The organism is Sphingobium sp. ZW T5_29, assembly GCF_044987515.1.
Taxonomy (GTDB): Bacteria; Pseudomonadota; Alphaproteobacteria; order Sphingomonadales; family Sphingomonadaceae; genus Sphingobium.
The window spans coordinates 159,425-178,637 of record NZ_JBJDRM010000002.1; the positions used below are offsets into that span (position 1 = coordinate 159,425).

Below are 19,213 nucleotides of genomic sequence, written 5' to 3' on the forward strand. Positions count from 1 at the left end.
TTATGTTTTATTGAACGCAACCGATCAATTTGGAGGCGACATTTTGAACAGCAGGGCAATGGGCGGTTTGCTCGCCGCAACGGCGATGTTCGCCACGACAGTCATGACAGGCTGGACGCAGACCCTTGAAGACGGGTTCAAGACCCCGGCTGTCGAGGCGCGGCCCCGTCTGCGCTGGTGGTGGCCGGGCGACGCCGTCACCGACGCGGAATTGACGCGGGAAGTCCGGCTGATGGCGGACAATGGCTTTGGCGGCGCGGAAGTGGCGTCGTTCACCCCCGGTTTCGTGACCTTGACCCCGGAAGAAAAGGTCGCCGTAAACAATTATGGCGAACCCAGTTTCTTCGCCCATTTGCGTATAGCGGGGGAAGCGGCAAAGGCGGCGGGCCTGACGCTGGACTATACGCTTGGGTCCTCCTGGCCGTCGGGCGGCGGCTTTGCCATTCCCCCGGAAAAGGCGTTCACCGAACTCAGCATGGCCCGTACCGAGGTGAAGGGCGGTCAATCCGGCCCCATCAAGGTGACATTGCCAAAACGGACGCGGCGGCTGGGTGCGCTCAACTTCCTCGACGCGCGCGTCAAGGACCCAAAGGTCGCCGACTGGGGCAAGCGGCTTGATGCCCGCGCCCGGACGGTTGCCGTCGTCGCGATGAAGGGCAGCGCGCCCGATCTTGTGAAGCGCCCTGGCGCCATGGGCCTGACGATCTCTCCGTGGAGCGACGTGCTGACTTCGGGCACATTGGACCCGGCCAGCCGCATTGTGCTGACCGACCGGCTGAACGACGACGGCACGCTCGACTGGACGCCGCCGCCGGGCGACTGGCAGGTCTTCGTCTTTCGCCAATATGCCGCCGATGTCGGCGTGCTGGGCGCGGCGGGGCAGGGGCCGCAACTGATCCTGGATCATATGGACCCGACCGCCTTCGCCGCGCACGCCGCGCGCGTCGGCGCGCCTTTGGGCAGGAACCCGACCGGGCTGCGATCGACCTTCGTCGACAGCCTGGAACTGATGCAGGACATCCAATGGGGTCCGCAACTTCTCGACGAATTCCGCAAGCGCAGGGGATATGACCTGACCCCCTATCTCCCCTTCGTCGTGCAGCCCGGCTGGATGCAGGCGTGGGACGAACATTATTCGCCCCCCTATTTCGACACATCGGCCAGCGACCTGGCGGAACGGGTGCGCGCCGATTATCGCCGCACCGTGTCCGACATGATGTTCGCCGGGTTCATCGAACCTTTCGTGGCATGGAACCATGCCCATGGGTTGAAGGCAAAGTTTCAGGCGCATGGCGGCGCGTTCGACATCATCCGCGGCTATGGCCTGGCCGATATTCCAGAAACGGAGGATCTGCCCCATGGCGGCGATCCCCTGTTCATGCGCTTCGCCCGTTCCGCCGCTCATCTTTACGGGCGGCCCATCATATCGGCCGAAAGTTTCGCGTGGAAAGACCGGCCCTATGACGTGACGCCCGGCGAAATGCGCCGCCGCGCGGACACCATCCTGTCGGGCGGCGTCAACAGCATCATCATGCACGGCATGAACTACCGTTTCCATGCCGAAGACTGGCCCGGCTGGCACGCCTTCCAGCCCAGCCCCTTCGCCCTGGGGTTCAGCGGGCCGATCAATGAAACCAATCCGGTCTGGCCCGGCATGAAGACGCTGGCCGCCTATATCGGCCGTCTCCAGTCCGTATTGCAGGCGGGTGAGGCTGTGGTGCCCGTCGCCTATTTCTACGGTCGTTACGGCTATTATGTCGGCATAGAAGATGATGGCGCTGGCAAGCAGGCGGCGGAAAAGGCGTTCCTTGCCAGCGGCTATGACTTCGACCGCATCAATCCCGACTCCATCGCGCAGGCGAAAGTGAAGGGGCGGCAGCTCTTGTCCAGGGGCGGCCAACGCTACGGCGCGCTCGTCCTGCCGCCTGTCGATGGCATTCGCGCCGACACGGCGGAGGCGATTGCCGCCATGGCGAAATCCGGCCTGCCGGTCATCTTCACCGACCGCGCGCCCAGCCGTGACGAAGGGCTGGCGGACGCAAAGGCGCGGGACGCCCGCGTCCGCAAGGCTGTCGCCGCCGCTCTCAAGGCCGGGGCAAAGGTCGTGCCAGCGGGCGAAGTTTCAGCGGCGCTCCGCGCAGCCTCCGTGCCCGCGAACCTCAGTTTTGGCGGCGACGCCAGCGACCTGGTCTTTGTGCAACGGCGGGTCGACGGACGCACCGCGACCTTCCTTCACAACCGCGCCGACGCCGCCCGGAACGTCAACATATCGCTGCCGGGCATTGGCGGCGTGACGCGCTGGGACGCGATGGACGGCAGCATATCGGCGCAATCTGCGGGTGCGGTTGATGGGGCGACCCGCGTGCCGCTGACGCTGGCGGCGGGGGAAAGCGCGCTCCTTGTCCTCGATCCGAAAACGCAGCCCCGGACGGTTGCCGAGCCCGCCCTCATCGCTTCGGCGGACCTGCCCATCTCCGGCTGGTCGCTGTCGGTCAAGGGGCATGTCATGCGCAAGCCCTTTACCCGCGACTTTGGTTCAGTGTCGCTCAAGGACTGGCGCGAAGTCCCCGAACTGGCCGGTTTCGCGGGTCAGGCAAGCTATAGCCGATCCTTCACCGTCGATCCGGGCTGGCTGGCCGCCGGGACCAGGGTCACGCTCGACCTCGGTCAAGTGCACGACATCGCGACCGTGACGGTCAATGGCCGCACCCTGCAACCGGTCATCGCCGCGCCCTTCCGGGTCGACCTGACCCCGGCTCTCAAGCCGGGCGCCAACGCCCTGACCGTGGTCGTCGCCAATGTGCTGCAAAACGGGATGATCAATCCCAACGACGCGGTGTACAAAAAACTCCAACCCGTCCCCGCCGGTTGGGTAGGCCCGGTCCGGCTGGAGGCACGGAAATAAGCCAGCAATAATCGGATCGGCAGCGAAACGAACGACTGCCGACCCATTATCTGAAAACCGCTACAAACCTATGCTTCCTTCATGCATTCCCGCGCCAAAATTCCTCGTTCCGAAAGGAAATCCGGCGCATTGATCATTTCCGGCCCCGCATATTTCGGCGCATCCACATCGCTCGCCAACCAAACTACGGTCTGTGCAGTTTCCTCAGGATCACGCGCAGCTTCACCCTTTCCGATCGAATCTGCATCGTCGCCCATCGCAGCACGCAATGTGTCCGTCATCGTAAAGCGCGGCTCGATCAAAAAGGCGCTGATCCCGTCCTTGCCATGTTCAAAATTAATGTGGTCCGGGATGCGATTAAACGCTGCCTTGGGCGCAAGGTAGAACAACCCGACCCCGGCAGCTTTGGCGGCGGGTTCTGCCGACGACAATGTGGTCATGAAGATCATCCGCCCTGATCCCTGCGCGATCATAGTCTTCAGCACGATGCGGCTAAGGTAAAACTGGTTGATGAAATTGCCTGTGATTGCGCGTTCGGCGTCCTCCAACGCGGCTTCCATTACCGGTTGCAGGATGACCGGCCCCTGATAGATGCCGTTGTTCACCAGCACGTCGATCCTACCCCAGCGGTCGAGCACCGCCGCGACGCCTGAATCGATGGATTCGCGATCGAGAAGGTCGATCCGGGCACCCATCGCCTGGCCGCCCGCCGCTTCTATCGCTGCCACGGTCGATGCGACGCTGCCCGGAACGGGCGTGCTACCCATGCTGTCCATGCGCCCCGTGCCTTCCGCCATGGTGCGCCCGGTCACCGCGACTGCAAAACCGGCGCGGCCAAGGGCGATCGCTATTGCCCGGCCGATTCCGCGCGTCGCCCCGGTGACTAGCGCCACCGGGCGTTGAACTTCATTCTCACCTGTCATCAAATCATGGTCCTTCTGCCTCTGTCGGGCCTTGCTCGACACTCGCCCGAGGGCATCGCGCTGAACGATACATCATATTCGCAGATTGTTGACAATCGCCATCCGTTACTCGACCTTGCTCGGGAGCGACATCACAGATGCAGGAGATCGACGTATGAGCGTGGGAAATAGGCTTGCCGGGCGTGCGGCGCTAATTACCGGAGCGGCGGACGGAATTGGCCGGGGCATCGCGTTGCGATTTGCCCAGGAGGGCGGGTCTATCCTGGTGGCTGACTTCAATGCCGATAAGGGCGTGCAGGTTGTGGAGGAATTGCGCGGTCTCGGTGTGGAAGCTGATTTCCGTAAATGTGATGTTACGGTGCGGGACGATGTGGTCGGTGCCGTTCAGGCCTGTGTAGATCGCTTCGGTTCTGTCGATGTGCTGGTCAACAATGCGTTTAGCGGCGGAGGAGTGCAGCGCATCGAAACGCTGTCCGACGCGCAATTCGAATCCTGCATGAACATGTGCCTTTACGCCGCGAAATGGTCGATGGAGGCAGCTTTCCCGCACATGCGCAGCCGACATTGGGGCCGCATCATCAACATCGGGTCGCTCAATGGCGTCAATGCGCATATGGGGACCGCCGAATATAATGTCGGCAAGGAAGCGCTTCGCGCTTACACCCGCAGTGCCGCGCGGGAATGGGCGGGCTACGGCATCTGTGCCAACATCATCTGCCCCGCCGCCGTATCCGCCGGATACCGGGAATTCCAGAAGGCCGAACCAGAGATCGCAGCCGCTACCACCGCAGGCAATCCGATGGGCCGCATGGGTGATCCAGAGGCAGATATCGGGGGCGTTGCATTATTCCTGGCCAGCGAAGACGCGCGCTACCTTACAGGTAGTACATTGTTCGTCGATGGGGGCGCGCACATCAACGGCGCGGGATGGGTGCCAGATCTGGGTCCTGACAGCTAAAGCTGGATCGCGATAGTTTCGGGGGAACGCGCTCACTAAAGGTGGGTGCCCCCGTTTGCTTGCGCAACGCATGCATAAGCTGATCCATGCTGATGCCACGCCCATCGCCGCCTGTTGTAGCGCGAAGGATTTTAGCGAAGGCGGGTTACGATAGCAGGGTCGTCGGGCGGCGCGTGAGCATACAGCGATCCGGGCGGAAGGGTTCACCCAGCGCTAGACGCACCATGTTGGCCGGCGATCCATGCAAATACCATGGCCGGGCCAAGCGTTGCGCCTGCGCCGGGATAGGTTCTGCCCATGACGGGAGCGGCGCAGTTGCCCGCAGCATAAAGCCCTTCGACGACGCTGCCGTCCTTGCGAAGGACCCGGGCATGCTCATCCGCCATCAATCCTCCCTTGGTGCTGAGGTCACCCGGATAAAAGCGCGTGGCATAGAAGGGAGCTTTGTCGATGGGACCAAAGGATGGATTTGGCCGATTCCCAGGATCTCCATAATATTGATCGTAGACATTGTCGCCACGGCCGAAATCTTCATCGACGCCGCTTATCGCCATGCTGTTTACCCGTTGGACCGTTCGCTCCAGCCCGTCCGCATTGATCCCGCACTTATCGGCGAGTTGATGGAGCGTGGGCGCATTGATGAAGAAACCGCTTTTCAGAAATTCGCCATTCACGCCAGGAGGAGTTGATCCAAAGAAATAACGGCTGCGATAGCGATTGTCGAAAATGAGCCAGCTGGGAACTGCGCTCACGGTCTTGTCGCGATCCAGCATTGCACGGCCCGCATTGACATAGGATGCCGCTTCGTTCGTATATCGCTGCCCGGAAGCGTCCACGATGATTGACCCAGGCAAGGTGCGTTCCCAAATGCCGACATTGATGGTGCCATCCGGCAGGATTGATACAGGATACCAGGTGGCGGCATCCATCAGGGCGAGTTCAGCCCCAATTTCCGCGCCAATCCGCTGGCCGTCGCCGGTATCGCCTGGGCTTGCCGGGCTCCATTCACCATCAACTTCCTGAAACAGCTTTCGGTAACCGCTGTTCTTGGCGAACCCGCCTGTAGCCAGCAGCACGCCGCGTGGCGCCATGATCCGTTGTTCGGTCTCACCATGGCCGGTTACGACGCCCACCACCTTGCCGTCCTCCTGAATCAAGGACTTGAGCGGGGTGTCCAGCAGGACAGGGATTTCCAGCCGTTGGGCGATGGCCATCAACTGCGCCACCAGCGTGGTTCCCATGGACAGCGGCTCGCGTCCGCGCGCGCGCCACGCCAGCGTCCGCCCCATCATGCGCATCGCGGCCCAAAATGACTTGAGCGACCGGAGCATGGTTGGAATTTGGGGCGCGTCATCGGTGCTCATCACCATCGAAGGGAGGTCCGACTTGCGCATGGTCTTGAGCCAGTTGCCCAGCTTCTTTCCGTCGAAACTCACGCCTTCCAGCGTGCGGCCTACCCGCGCGCCGGGCTGGTCCTGATGATAGTCGGGATATCGGGGGGCACGGCGCCAGCCCAGGCCCAGCGCCTCAAGAGCCTTTACCATTTCCGGGCCGACATTCAGATAGGCCGCCTTGCGTTCGCTGCTGCTGGCCGGGCCGACATCGCCGATGGTGGCTTCCATATAGGCAAGGGCGGCGTCGAAACTATCTTCTACCCCGTCGCGCTGCATTAGGTGGTTGTTGGGAATCCAGACCCCGCCGCCAGACAGTGCGCTCGTCCCGCCCCAATGTGCGGTTTTCTCGATGATCAGCGGGTTGAGGCCGTTCAGCTTGGCGGAGATTGCGCCTACCAGGCCGCCAGCGCCTGTCCCTATGACAATAAAATCAGCCTTCACCATCACTGAAACGCCTTGCCCTTTTTTACGGATATACGGGAGATAATCGCTCAGTGGCGATCGCTATTCGGAAGCCACTATCGCAAAGGCATTCGTGGAGGCAAGTGTAGTCGGGGCTGGCGCGCCATCAGCCCGGCGGCGCGACCGCTGCCTTTGCCAGCCGGTGCATCATTGAGCGGAATTCTGTAAGCTGGGCGGGAGCCGCTGGATCGTATGAGCGAGTTGGGCCGAGTTGATGGGCGTTGCAGACATAATGCAGAGCGCCGCCTGCGACGGTGTTGAGCAGAACCATCGCAGAGACCGGCTGAAACTGACCGCTTGCAACGCCGGTAGCCACGACATCCTCCAGGTCCTGGAGCGCGGATTCTGAGAAGCGTACTGGGTTGTTACCGTAGGCGGCGGAGTCCGCGATGAGGCGTTGGATGATCCGCGCAGCGGTGGGGCGGCTTACCAGGAAATCGAGCCAGGCGTCGAGCAGGGCGAGCAACCGTTCCATCGGGTCCGTGACGCCGTCTGTCCGGTTGAGCACGAAGCTGTGCATGGAGGCGAAGATGTCGGCTTCGACTTCATCATAAAGCTGCTGCTTGCCAGGGAAATAATAGAGGATCGATGGGCGGCGGATTCCCACTGCTTCCGCCACGTGATCGAGGCGGGCGGCGGCGTAGCCGATGTCGGCGAAGATGCGTTCGGCGGCGTCGAGAATCTGGATGCGGGTGGCGTCGCCGCGGGGCTGGCGGATGGTCGGTCTGGTTACGGTCATCATCATGTTCTTATGCGGTGGAGGAGGGGGGAGGCAATGTCGATTGCATGAATGATCCAGCGGATGGAAAAGAGTTGCGTCATTACCTACGGACTAGTAGGTAGATTTGCAACTGCCTGGGGAGAAGCGCGCCAAATCGCCCGCCAGGCTGATGTTTTTCCGGGGAGGATATATGCCGAATCACCTGTTTGCCCGTTCCATTGCCGCCTTGCTGATGAGTTCGACTGCCGCGCCGGCGCCGGCGCTGGCGCAGGATGGCGCGATCGAGGAGATTGTCGTCACCGCGCAGAAGCGCGAGGAATCGTTGCAGGACACGCCCATTTCGATAGCGGCGTTTAGCGCCCGCGACCTGGAGAATAAGGGCATAAGCGGACTGACCGACCTGCGCGCGCAGGTGCCCAACCTGCAGCTGACGCCATTTCCCAACAATGCCGCCACGACGCAGATATTCATGCGCGGCGTTGGACTGGCGGACGACCAGATCACCCAGGATGGCGGCGTCGCGGTCTATATGGACGGCGTCTATGTCGCACGCAGCCAAGGGCTGGCGATGGAGGTTGCCGATCTGGAGCGGATCGAAGTGCTGCGCGGCCCGCAGGGCACGCTCTATGGCCGCAACGCGACCGGCGGCGCGATCAACTTCATCACCCGCAAACCCGACCTTGGCGACTTCGGATTCAAAGGTCAGGTGACGATCGGCAATTATGACAACCGGCGCTTCAAGGCGGCGGTCAACATTCCGCTGGGCGACACCATCGCGGCCCGGCTGTCCTATGTGAAGCAGCGGCAGGACGGCTTCATCCGCAACCCCGGCACCGGAATTGACCGTTGGGGCGACGAGGACCGACAAGCGATGCGCGCCGACGTGCTTTGGCAGCCGTCCGACCGGTTCAGCCTGCGCTACAGCTATGATCGCACGGAGATTGGCGACACGCCCACCTATGTCGCGGTTTCGCCGCTGCATCCGCTGGTGGCCGACCGGCCGGAAGCGGGCAGCCCGCTGGTGCGCGATGTGGCGCCAAACGACATCACCGCGGACGGGCACAGCCTGACGGCGGAATGGGCGGCGAGCGACGCACTGACGGTGCGGTCGATCACCGGCTATCGCAAACTGGATAATTTCCAGAACCAGGATTATCTGACCGGCGCGCTGGGTCCCGACCCGCTGCAAAAGAATAGCAGCCGCGCGAAGCAGGACCAGTGGAGCCAGGAAGTGCAGCTGATCGGCGACGCGCTGGACGGCGGCCTGCAATATGTGGCGGGCGCCTATTATTTTTCCGAAAGCGGCAGCAATTTCAGCAACAGCTACAGCCCGTCGTCGCTGACGCGCAGCTTTACCACGGCGACCATCGACAACCGGTCCTATGCGCTGTTCGGCCAGGCGACCTATACGCCGCAATGGCTGGACCGGCGGCTGCACCTGACGGTCGGCGTCCGGCAAAGCTGGGACAAGCGGGAGGCGACGCTGGCGCGCCAGACACAGGTCAATGGCGGCCCGATCACCACGGTGCCGGGCTTTGGCGACGGCAGCGAGACGTTCAAGGATTTCAGCCCCAGCTTCATCGTCGCCTTTGACGTGTCGCGGGACGTGAACATCTATGCCAAGGCGGTGAAAGGCTACAAGAGCGGCGGATTCAATGTCCGCGCCAGTTCCATCGCGCGGTTCAACGAAGGTTTCGGGCCAGAGACGCTATGGTCCTATGAAGCGGGCATCAAGAGCCAGTGGCTGGACAACAGGCTGCGTTTCAACGCGGCGGGATTCATTTCCAAATATTCGGACATTCAGGTCAATGTTCAATCGGACCCGACCAACATCCGCCTGACCGACGTGCTGAATGCAGGCAAGGCGACGGTCAAGGGGATCGAGGTCGACCTGACGATGGTGCCGGTGCGTAACCTGCGCATGTCGGTCAACTATGGCTATCTGCTAGCCGAATATGATGAAATCACCGGGGCTACCGGAGCGAATGTCGCCGACAATTACCGTTTCACCAATGCCCCGAAACATACGATTGCGCTGGACCTGACCTATGACCTGCCCAGATTGCCGATTGGCCAGATGAGCGCCAACGTCAATTATACGGCGCAGAGCGACAAATATACCAGCAGCACGATCAGCAGCGGCAAATATATCATCGGTGACTATGGCCTGTTGAACGCGCGGCTGACGCTGGGCGACATTCCCGGCCTTGACGGTGTGCGAGCGAGCCTGTGGGGGCGCAACCTGACGGACAAGAATTATTATATCATGCAGTTCAATGTCGGTCGTCCGGGCGCATTGTTCGGCGAACCACGCACCTATGGCATCGACCTGAACGTCGAATTTTAAGGATGGAGCGGTCACGCTGATCCGCGTTCCGCCGCGTAAGGGTGGACGGCAGATCAGCGGCTTCGTTTCAACGGGCTTTCCGACACATACGGCCCGTCGCCCCGATAAAGGAAGTTTCGCGCATGTCGCTTGTCCCTGCTTTTGCCTCCCCTTCGTCACCCGTCATCATTACGGGCGGTGCGTCTGGCATCGGCCTTGCCTGCGCGCAGGCGCTGGCTGCCGTTGGACGTCCCGTGGCCCTGTGGGACATCAATGGCGACATGGCCGTCGACGCATGTCGCGCCATTTCCGATGCGCATAGGACGGCAGCGACCAGCATTGCCGTCGACCTGCGTGAAATTGGCGCCATCGAAACGGCGCTGGCGGCGACGCGGGACGCCATCGGCGCGCCAGGCGGCTTGGTTCATGCCGCCGGGATCGTGGACACGGGGTCGCTGGACGGCATGACGGCGAACAGCTGGGACAGCGGCATTGCGATCCATCTGCGATCACTGGCGTTCATCGTTCAGGCGATCCGCGCTGATCTGGCCGCGCGGCCCGAATCCGCAATCGTGGCGATTGCGTCGATCAATGCGACATTGGGCAATGCCGCCAACCCGATCTACAGCGCCGCCAAGGGCGGGATATTGTCGCTGGTGCGGTCGTTGGCCGACCGGCTGGCCATGGACGGCATTCGCATCAATTCGGTTTCGCCCGGCCAGATCATGACGCCAATGCTGCGCCCGACGGTGGACGCACTGCCGCAGGGCTATTTCGAAAAGCGCATCCTGTTAAATCGTCTGGGTGAAGCGGATGAAGTGGCGCGGGTTGTGCGCTTTCTTTTGTCGGACGAGGCAAGCTATATCACCGCGTCCGAAATTGTCGTCGACGGCGGCAACATATCGTCTCAACGGGGGTAGCCGACATATGACTGCAATTCTTATCGAACGCCGTCAATTTGTCGCGGCTGCCCTGGCCGTTTCGCTTACGGGGTTGGCGGGGTGCGCCACGCCTGTTGCGCGCAGCGGCAGCGCGGTCAGTCCGTTTCTGACGGCCAGCGCGACCAGGGTTGGAGAGAGCGAGGATTATCAGATCGCGTGGCAGGCAACCGGGGTGGAGCATGTTGCCGTCCATGCCGCAGGATCGCCAATTCCGGTGTTGACCGGCAAGCCTCTGGCGCAGGGCGGCGGGGCGGGCAGCGTCACGGTTCGCAACATCGCGCCGGGCACGCGGCCCTATTTCACGCTGGCGCCCGACCGCGGCGCGCCGCTGGTCATTGCCGACCGGGCGCTGCATTTGTCCAGCATTGCCAATCTGCGCGACATTGGCGGTTACCGGACCAGCGATGGCCGATGGGTCAAGATGGGCCTGCTGTTCCGGTCGGACCAGCTGGACCGGGTGAGCGATGCGGACCTGAAGGCGCTGGAGCAGTTGAAGCTGCGGCTGGTCGCCGATTTGCGGACGGAGAGCGAACGGGCGCGTGAGCCGGATCGGCTGCCAAAGGGAAGCCAGCCCCTGATATTGGACGTCGCGGCGGACAGCGAAGGGTCGCTGGGCGGTGACATGCGCAAGGCGATTGCGGCCATCACCGAGGGTAGGGGCGTGGAGATGTTGACGGCCGCGAACCGGGATTTCGTATCGCTGGGCAGCGCGCGCCGTTCCTATGCCACGCTGCTGGACCAGATGAACGGCGCGCCCATTCTGTATCATTGCACGGCGGGCAAGGACCGGACGGGATGGGCGAGTGCGGTGATCCTGATGTTGCTGGGCGTGCCGCGCGAAACGGTCATGGCGGACTATCTGGCGAGCAACGCGTTTCTGAAGGCGAAAAACGACCGGGCGCTGGAGATGCTGGCGAAGTCGAACAGCCCCATCGATCCGGCCAATCTGGAAGCGGTGATGACGGTCCGGGCCAGCTATCTGGAGGCGGCATTCGACGAGGTGGAGAGGCGCTATGGCAGCTTTGACGCCTATGTGCGGAGCGGATTGGGATTGAACGGCGAGGATATAAGGCTGCTGCGTTCGACCTATCTGCAGTGAATGCACAGTTGGGATGGTTAGGGCGCTGTGTTTAATCGGACGCAGGTCGCGCGCTCTTTTCGATGCTCAAAAGAATATAGGCTGCCAGAAAGGGGAGCAGATCATTATCCACTCCCCCTTGGGACAAGTCCAACTGCGACCGATCAGAAGCGGAAGCCGACAGTGCCCATCACGTTGCGGGGCGGGCCCATGAAACAGTCGCCACGCGCCAGGCAGGATGCGTAGAATTTGTTGTTGAGCAGGTTGGTGGCGTTGATCGCAAAGCGCCAGTTCTGCCAGCTGATTTCCGCCAGGGCGTCCACGGTGGTGCGGGACGGGGTGGTGATTGACCATAGCGAACTGGTCGATACGCTCTTGCCATTATAGACCACGCCGCCGCCCAGGCGCAGTTGGGCTGCGTCGGGAAGGCCAAAGGTCTTGGTCGACCAGATCGATGCGGTGTGTCGCGGCATATAGTCGAGGTTGGTGTTCACCTCCGACTTGAGCTTGCTGTAGCCATAGTTGGCCAGCAGTTCGAAATTGCCGGGCAGCGTGTGGCTTGCCTCGATCTCGAAGCCCTTGGTCGTCAGCTCGCCCGACTGGGTCGTGGCATTGGCGGCCAGATACAGGACGCGGTTGCGTTCCTTGATGTGGAAGCCGGTGACCGTGACCAGCGTGCCGGGGGTCGGTTGCCATTTGACGCCGACCTCATATTGCGTGCCGGTCATCGGGCGATAAGGCGAGATGGGAACGCCGCCGGGGCCCTGGATGTTACCCGCCACCGGCAGGAAGCTTTCCGTGTAGCTGAAGAAGGGCGAGAAACCCGCGCCGATTTCGCCGATGATGCCCGCGCGGAACGTGGTTGCGTTGTCCTTTTGACCCGAAGAGCCGGTTACACGATCGCGCCGCGCGCCCAGCACGAGCGAGACGCGGTCGTAGAAGCGGATCTGGTCCTGGACGTAGATGCCCAGTTGCTTTTGCGATTCATAAGCGAAGGGGCCGGTCGGATCGTAGGTCAGCAGTGCGTCATAGTCGATGTCGTAGAGATCGACCAACTGCGAACCGCCGTCATAGCGTTTACCGACCTTGTTCCAGCTATAGTCGATGCCGACCAGCAACTTATGTTCGATATTCGCGCCGGTGTTGAAGTTGAACTGCAGATTATTGTCGGTGGAAAAGACGTTCATCCGCGCGTCGCTGGCATCGGCGGTCAGGCCGATGGTGCGTCCGTCTGTACCATAGACCGAAAAGGGGTCGAGCGGATTCGAATAGCTGTCGGCATAGTGGGTGAAATATTCAAGGTCGCTGTCGATATAGCGAGCCTTCAGGCTTAACCTGACATTGTCCGAGAAGGCGTGGGTGATGGAACCGCCACCCTGAAGCGACCGCCCATTATAGCGGTCCCAGCCCGGCTTTCCGACGAAAGTGTAACGGTCGAGCTGCTCGCCTGCGACGGTATTGGGCCGGAACGTGCCGACGATCGGCAGGAACTGGGAGGTCGAACCGGTGTCGTCCTCCTGATAGAGGCCGGTCAGCACGATGTCCGTATCGGGCGTGGGCTGCCAGCGGATCGACGGCGCGAACATGACGCGGTCATCGGGGACATGGTCGACAAAGGTGTCGGCATCGCGGACGCGGGCGACGGCGCGGATCGCGAGATTGTCCGCCAGCGCGATGTTGACGTCGCCCATCGCTTCCTTGCGATCAAAGCTGCCATAGACGAGCTTCAGTTCGCCGCCCGTTTTGAATTCAGGCGTCTTTGAAACGAGGTTGACGAGGCCGCCAATCGAACCCTGTCCGTAGAGCACGGATGCGGGGCCGCGCACGATTTCCACGCGGGAAAAATTATAAGGGTCGGACGTGATGCTGGCATAATAGCTGAATATGTCGCGCATCCCGTCGCGGAACTGCAGCGCGTCGATGCCGCGAATGTTGAAGCCGTCCACGCGCGTGTCGCGACCGTAGGGATTGGCAAGGACACTGGCGCCATATTTGACCGTGTCGCTGATGCTGATCGCGCCCTGCGAGATGAACTGGTCGGACGTGATGACCGTGATCGGCTGGGGCGTTTCGATCAGCGGGGTTTCGGTCTTCGTGCCCGCATATTGGGACGCGGTGACCACGATGGCGTCGCTGGATTCAGATGCCGGCGCCGAATCGGCGGCGCCGTCATTGGCGAGGGCAGGCTGGATCGACAACAGTCCAGCCACGCTGGCCAGAGCGAAATTCTTCATCTTGATCCCCTTTGTGCAATCCGCGGGGCCGATACATGGATTGCAAGATATTCTCAATAGCAATGTTCTTGCCCGGTGCGTGTTTGGGCGTTAACGGTGGCGCATGTGCAGGAAGCCGGGCGGAGAAGGGCGTGTCTGAAGGGTTGCGTAAAGGGATTCGCGTGTTCCTGGCTGGGCCGGGCGGGATCATCGTATCGCTCGTCGTCGTGGGTGGAATGCCGCTCTGGCTGCCGCGTGGAGCTGCGGGGGTCGACAATCTGGTGTTGCCGCTGGTCCTCATTCCGCTGATATGGGCGGCGCTGTTCTTCCATGCCTGCCTTGACCGCAGGCTCGCGCGCGTGGCGGTCGTCGCTGTCACGCTGTTTCTCGCTCATGGGGGGCTGATGGCGCAAAAGCTGCTGGAAACTCAACCCGCCGCAACGGAGAGTGGACGATGATCCATTTGAAAAAGGACCAGACCAAGCTGATGGTCGCTGTCCATGGATGGGCGGGCATCGTGCTGGGCCTGCTCCTCTATGCGGTGGTGTTTACCGGAATGGCCGCGGTCTTCGCCGAGGAAATCGGGATATGGTCCGCCGGCCATGTCGAAAGCCGGTCAGCATTCGAACGGCCGATCGACGACAGCGTCCGACGCCTGGCCGCCCAGACGCCCGCCAAATATTATGAGGGGGTCGATCTGTTCGAGATCGGCGATCATAATCTGGGCGCTTTCTTTCACCGGCACGAGACCGATCCCGACGGGACATTCGTCAGCCGCGGCGTCTATTATCAGCTCAACGACAAGGGTGAGATTGCCAACAAGCAGTTCGGGACGGGCGAAGAAGTATTTGGCCCCAGAAATGACGACGCGCTCAGCCATTTTCTGGTCGACACCCATGTGCGCCTTCACGTGCCTGATCCCTGGGGCTTGCTGCTGACCGGGATCGTCGGCCTCGCCATGCTGGTCGCGGCCATTTCCGGCCTGCTGATCCACCGGCATCTGCTCAAGGACATTTTCACCTTGCGTCGGAACGCCCACCCCGTTCTGGCGGATCGCGACCGGCATAGCGTCGCGGGTTCATGGAGCCTGCCATTCGCGTTCATCCTGGCGTTCACGGGCAGCTTCTTTTCCTTCTTTGGCACGATCGGCGTGCCACTTGTCGCGATGGCGGCCTTTGGCGGCGATGTGCAGGCGCTCAACGACACGGTGTTCGGCAATCCCGGTCGCCCTGACCCCCGCCCGGCGGTCATCGGCAATCTCGACCGGATTACCGCCGACGCCATCGCCCGTAGCAGGCAAGTTCCAACCTTCGTTTCGATCGAGAATTTCGGGCGCGCCGATGCAAAGGTAACGAGCTTCCATCCAGCGCGAGAGGGCGACATCGAACCTGCGACCTTGCTCTATGACGGAACAAAGGCGCAATTCATCCAGACCAAGCCGTCGATCGGAACGCAACCGTCCACCGGCGGCACGCTGGCGGCGATCATGGCGCCGCTGCATTTCGGTAATTTCGCAGGCATGGTGTCAAAGGCGGTCTGGTTCGCGCTGGGTTTTGCCATGTGCTACGTCACGATCACCGGCATGCGGCTGTGGCTGGCGCGGCGTAACGAAAGCGTCCGATCGCTCGAATGGCTGAGCCGGACCGTGACCATCGTTGCATTCGGCCTGCCACTCGCACTGTGCGCGGCGGCGGCTGCATTTTTCATGACCATGCCGATGGGTTCAGCCGCATATTGGACGCCTGCGACCTTCCTGATGGCGTCGGCTGTCGTGATCGTCGCCGGGTTTTCGCTTCGATCCACCATGCTCACGCCCCTGCTCGAACTGACCACAGGACTAATCATGGTGGCGCTTCCAGCCTTGCGATTGCTCATGGGTGGGCCTGGCTGGCCTGGCGTGATCGAAGCGGGCCAGCCAATCATCGCGGCTGTTGACCTTGCCTTTCTGGTCGGAGGGATCTGCATGATCCGACAGGGCGCCAAAGCCCGTCCGGTCGGTACTGCTGCGGCGTCATCCCCGGTCGTGGCAACCGCATGATCGCCTGGACATTGATCGCCACGGGCCTGTCCCTGTTCTGCATCCTTGCGCTTTGCGTCGGCGATCCCAAGCGGGTTCGCTCAGGCGGCCTGGGGGGACAGACCGCATCTGTGCGCAAGCGCCGCGCCCTCACTCTTGTCGCATTGCTTCCGGGCATAGCGCTGGCCTGGTCGGGCGACGCACCGGCGTTCCTGGTCTGGCTAGGGGCCTGCGCGGTCACTGGCTGGTTCAGCACCATGTGGCTCAGCAGACCTAGAGCATGATCCGATCATACTGAATCGGACATGCTCTATTTGCCTTTGATTTTCCACATTTTCCGAGTCAGCAGATGATGCCATCTGCTTAGAAATGCTTTAGAGCGCGCTGCGTTCAATCGGACGCAGGTCGCGCGCTCTAGTTTTTTGTTATTGCATCGTTTTTAAGCGCAAAACGGTGCCCAATTTTGCGTACGATGCTCTGGCCCGAAGCATCGGTAAGCCCTGGTCGCTGTGCGGCTGCGCTGCCTTTTTTGAAGGGTGAACAATGGGGAGCCGGCAAAGCTGCTCCCCATTCTTCCTTAACGGCCGTAGTTCACAGACAGCGTCACACCATAATAGCGAGGACGCGTGTAGATGCTTTCCAGGAAGCCCAAAGAGGAGACATCGAGCGCGTAGGTGCGATATTTCTCACCCGTGATATTCTTGGCGAACGCCGTCAGGGTGAAATCGCTGAACTTGTAGCTCAGGCTTCCGTCCAGCGTCTGATAGGCTTTTTCCCGTTCGACCGGGGCGCAGACGACGCTGAAGCAAAAGCCGCTCGTGAATGTGCCATCCAGTCGCGCCGTCAAATCGCCGCCTGCCACCGGCAGCGTGTAACTGATGCTGGCGTTGCCCGACCATCTCGGCGCCTGCGGCAAGCGGCTGTCGGTGGTCGTTCCGTCCGGCAGACCGATATCCTTGACCTTGCTCTTCAGATAGGAAACGCCGCCGGAGATGTTGAGGCCCTCGACCGGCACCGCGGTGATTTCCAGTTCGCCGCCATATACCCAGGCATCATGATTGCTGATCGTCTGGACCAGGTCGATCAGTGAAAAGGCCTGATAATTCTGGTAGTCATAATAGAAGGCCGAGGCGTTGATCCGCAGGCGGTTGTCCAGGAACTTGGACTTGATGCCCGCTTCATAATCCCACAATACTTCCGGCCCGTGCGGCAGGCGGCTGACCACCACCGGCGCGGATACCGGGGCCGAGAAATTGCCCGACTTCGTGCCGCGCGTCACACCGGCGAACAGCATGAAATTTTCCGAAGGCGAGTAATCGAACTGCACTTTGCCGGAATAAAGATTGTAGCGCTTGCGGGCTTCGCTGGGATTGGTGGAGGGATTGAACGTAACCAGCTGGTTGTCCACCACGCCGCCGCTGACCGATGTGAAGTCAAGCCGATAATCGTCCGTCTTCTTGTCGCGGGTATAACGTGCGCCGACCGTGAACTTCAGCTTGTCGGTCAAATCATAGGTGCCCTGAGCGAAGATGGACGGCGATTTGGTGCGGATATGATAGTCGGAATCGCCGGTGGAGAAATAATCGAGGGCAATCAGATTATATTCGGCGTGCGATTGGTAGTGGCCATCGATGTCGATATAGTTGACGCCAGCGACCCAGCGGAGGTCGCCGCTGTTACCCTCGGCGCGTAGTTCCTGCGAAAACTGGCGCAGTTTCGTCCGGGGTGCGAAGACGCAGCCATTAAGCGGCGTACCGTCGCAATCTTCCTGATAGAATTTGCTCATCCGCTGATAGTCGGTGATGGAAATGATCGTCACATCTCCGACGGACCAGTCGATCCGTCCGGTATAAGCCTGAATCGTCCGATTGAATATCGAGGGAACATTGTTGTTATTTTCATACAGGCCGTAGCTTGCGGGCTTTACATAGCCATTCGGATCTACGCCGGGACCGGTGCCCCAGAAATCGTTAGTTGGATCCTGCGCAACGCCACGACCGTGATCCGCCGGAACGGCGGGCGTGTAGGTGTATGTGCCGCCGGCGATCGAATTATCGTCCTTCGATCGCATGGCGCGCAGCTGGATTTTCAGATCCGGTGTCGGCTTCCAGAGCAGTTGGACGCGACCGGCGAACTGATTGGTTTCACCGGCATCGCCGATGGCAGGATTGTTGCTTTTGACAAATCCGTCCCGCTGGACCCGATCTATCGCGAAACGAACCGCAAGGGTGTCGGTGACCGGCCCGCCAGCGCCGACCTCGATCGAATAGCCGCCGTCGCTGAACCAGGTGGTCGATGCGTCCAGCGAGAAGCTGTTGGTGGGCTTGCGCGAGATAAACTGGATGGCGCCGCCCGTGGCGTTGCGACCGAACAGCGTGCCCTGCGGGCCGCGCAGCACTTCGACCCGTTCAATATCGAACAATGGGAAGCCCGCGGTCGCCATGGAGCTGAGATAGGAATCGTCCTGATAGACCGCGACCGGCGGCTCCAGTTGATCGGAATAGTCGTTCTGCGAAACGCCGCGAAGATTGTAGACCGTCGTTGACGGGCTGTAGGCGTTATATTTGAGCGCGGGCACCAGCTTGGCGATGTCCGTGCTGTCGACGATGGCCCGTGCCGCCAGATCAGCGCCGGAGAGCGCCGTGACCGAAACTGGCACCTTCTGCAGATTTTCCTCACGCCGCTGGGCCGTGACCACGATTTCCTGAATGCCCTGGGGCGGAGCAGATTCTGCCGACGGCCCGTTGGCATCCTGGCTCGCGGCGATGGCCGGCATTGCCGTCAAGGCCGCAAGCACTCCCAGACTGGCCCCGCCATGTCTGATTAAACGGATTCTGAACTGTGACATACCCCGTCTCCCTTTCTGTTGATTGGTCAAAAATCACCGGACGCTGCGCGACTCTTCTGCATTTAATATGAATGCATGTTTGTATTTAATTCCAATTTTGTCAATATGTGATTGTTGGTATCCCGCTTTCGATCTTCTCCTACGGTTGCAGGTGACGGGGGAGAACGGCTAAATGTTTGACAATGTCGCTCGAATCGGATTAACACGAACACACATTCATGCTAAAGGCTTTAGCCATGTTCGGACAACATGTCGTCCCGGACGGCGGCAGAGAAGGTGAGGCGCACTTGCCCTGTGTCGGCGTTGAGTGGGTGCGACCCATGTGCCGCTGATGGAATTTGGCGTCGTGGGTTTCATGAGGTGGCCGTAAATTTGCGGCGCTTTCTATCCGGGCGTGACCGTGTCGTTCTGAACTGATCGAGAGGAC

13 protein-coding genes are annotated in these 19,213 nt (G+C 61.2%); 8 read left to right on the forward strand and 5 right to left on the reverse strand.

The window, feature by feature from the left end:
• Window positions 1-43 precede the first annotated feature (43 nt).
• Complete coding sequence (locus ACI3KQ_RS02110) at window positions 44-2,905, forward strand: glycosyl hydrolase (RefSeq protein ID WP_404954328.1); 2,862 nt, start codon at window positions 44-46, stop codon at window positions 2,903-2,905.
• A 68-nt stretch (window positions 2,906-2,973) separates the two neighbouring features.
• On the opposite strand, the gene ACI3KQ_RS02115 is transcribed toward ACI3KQ_RS02110, so the two are convergent.
• Window positions 2,974-3,828, reverse strand: coding sequence for an SDR family NAD(P)-dependent oxidoreductase (locus ACI3KQ_RS02115; RefSeq protein ID WP_404954330.1), 855 nt, complete (start codon window positions 3,826-3,828; stop codon window positions 2,974-2,976).
• Between the two features lie 154 nt (window positions 3,829-3,982).
• On the opposite strand from ACI3KQ_RS02115, the gene ACI3KQ_RS02120 reads away from it, so the two are divergent.
• Window positions 3,983-4,786, forward strand: a complete 804-nt coding sequence (locus ACI3KQ_RS02120) for an SDR family NAD(P)-dependent oxidoreductase (RefSeq protein ID WP_404954332.1) — start codon at window positions 3,983-3,985, stop codon at window positions 4,784-4,786.
• A 203-nt stretch (window positions 4,787-4,989) separates the two neighbouring features.
• On the opposite strand, the gene ACI3KQ_RS02125 is transcribed toward ACI3KQ_RS02120, so the two are convergent.
• Both ACI3KQ_RS02125 and ACI3KQ_RS02130 read right to left on the reverse strand, forming a co-directional pair.
• Window positions 4,990-6,624 (reverse strand): FAD-binding protein, encoded by a 1,635-nt coding sequence (locus ACI3KQ_RS02125; RefSeq protein ID WP_404954334.1) that lies wholly within the window; start codon window positions 6,622-6,624, stop codon window positions 4,990-4,992.
• A gap of 124 nt (window positions 6,625-6,748) precedes the next feature.
• Window positions 6,749-7,381, reverse strand: coding sequence for a TetR/AcrR family transcriptional regulator (locus ACI3KQ_RS02130; RefSeq protein WP_404954336.1), 633 nt, complete (start codon window positions 7,379-7,381; stop codon window positions 6,749-6,751).
• A gap of 172 nt (window positions 7,382-7,553) precedes the next feature.
• Here ACI3KQ_RS02130 and ACI3KQ_RS02135 point away from each other — a divergent pair, with 172 nt between their 5' ends.
• The 3 genes from ACI3KQ_RS02135 to ACI3KQ_RS02145 all read left to right on the forward strand — a co-directional run bounded on the left by ACI3KQ_RS02135 (window position 7,554) and on the right by ACI3KQ_RS02145 (window position 11,729).
• Window positions 7,554-9,710 (forward strand): TonB-dependent receptor, encoded by a 2,157-nt coding sequence (locus ACI3KQ_RS02135; protein WP_404954338.1) that lies wholly within the window; start codon window positions 7,554-7,556, stop codon window positions 9,708-9,710.
• A 122-nt stretch (window positions 9,711-9,832) separates the two neighbouring features.
• Window positions 9,833-10,609 carry an SDR family NAD(P)-dependent oxidoreductase gene (locus ACI3KQ_RS02140; protein ID WP_404954340.1) on the forward strand — a complete coding sequence of 259 codons (777 nt, stop codon included), beginning with the start codon at window positions 9,833-9,835 and terminating at the stop codon, window positions 10,607-10,609.
• A 7-nt stretch (window positions 10,610-10,616) separates the two neighbouring features.
• Window positions 10,617-11,729 (forward strand): tyrosine-protein phosphatase, encoded by a 1,113-nt coding sequence (locus ACI3KQ_RS02145; protein ID WP_404954342.1) that lies wholly within the window; start codon window positions 10,617-10,619, stop codon window positions 11,727-11,729.
• A gap of 143 nt (window positions 11,730-11,872) precedes the next feature.
• Here ACI3KQ_RS02145 and ACI3KQ_RS02150 read toward each other — a convergent pair whose 3' ends face one another.
• On the reverse strand, window positions 11,873-13,942 hold the full coding sequence (locus ACI3KQ_RS02150; protein ID WP_404954344.1) for a TonB-dependent siderophore receptor: 2,070 nt from the start codon (window positions 13,940-13,942) through the stop codon (window positions 11,873-11,875).
• Window positions 13,943-14,073: 131 nt separating this feature from the next.
• Between ACI3KQ_RS02150 and ACI3KQ_RS02155 the strand changes: the two genes are divergently transcribed.
• Genes ACI3KQ_RS02155 through ACI3KQ_RS02165 form a run of 3 tightly spaced genes read left to right on the forward strand, consistent with a single transcriptional unit; the run spans window position 14,074 to window position 16,222 of the window.
• Window positions 14,074-14,379: a hypothetical protein gene (locus ACI3KQ_RS02155; RefSeq protein WP_404954345.1), complete on the forward strand. Its 306-nt coding sequence runs from the start codon at window positions 14,074-14,076 to the stop codon at window positions 14,377-14,379.
• Window positions 14,376-15,959, forward strand: coding sequence for a PepSY-associated TM helix domain-containing protein (locus ACI3KQ_RS02160; protein ID WP_404954347.1), 1,584 nt, complete (start codon window positions 14,376-14,378; stop codon window positions 15,957-15,959). The genes ACI3KQ_RS02155 and ACI3KQ_RS02160 overlap by 4 nt, the downstream gene beginning before the upstream one ends.
• Window positions 15,956-16,222, forward strand: coding sequence for a hypothetical protein (locus tag ACI3KQ_RS02165; protein WP_404954349.1), 267 nt, complete (start codon window positions 15,956-15,958; stop codon window positions 16,220-16,222). The genes ACI3KQ_RS02160 and ACI3KQ_RS02165 overlap by 4 nt, the downstream gene beginning before the upstream one ends.
• 293 nt (window positions 16,223-16,515) lie before the next feature.
• On the opposite strand, the gene ACI3KQ_RS02170 is transcribed toward ACI3KQ_RS02165, so the two are convergent.
• Window positions 16,516-18,714 carry a TonB-dependent receptor gene (locus ACI3KQ_RS02170; protein WP_404954518.1) on the reverse strand — a complete coding sequence of 733 codons (2,199 nt, stop codon included), beginning with the start codon at window positions 18,712-18,714 and terminating at the stop codon, window positions 16,516-16,518.
• Window positions 18,715-19,213 lie beyond the last annotated feature (499 nt).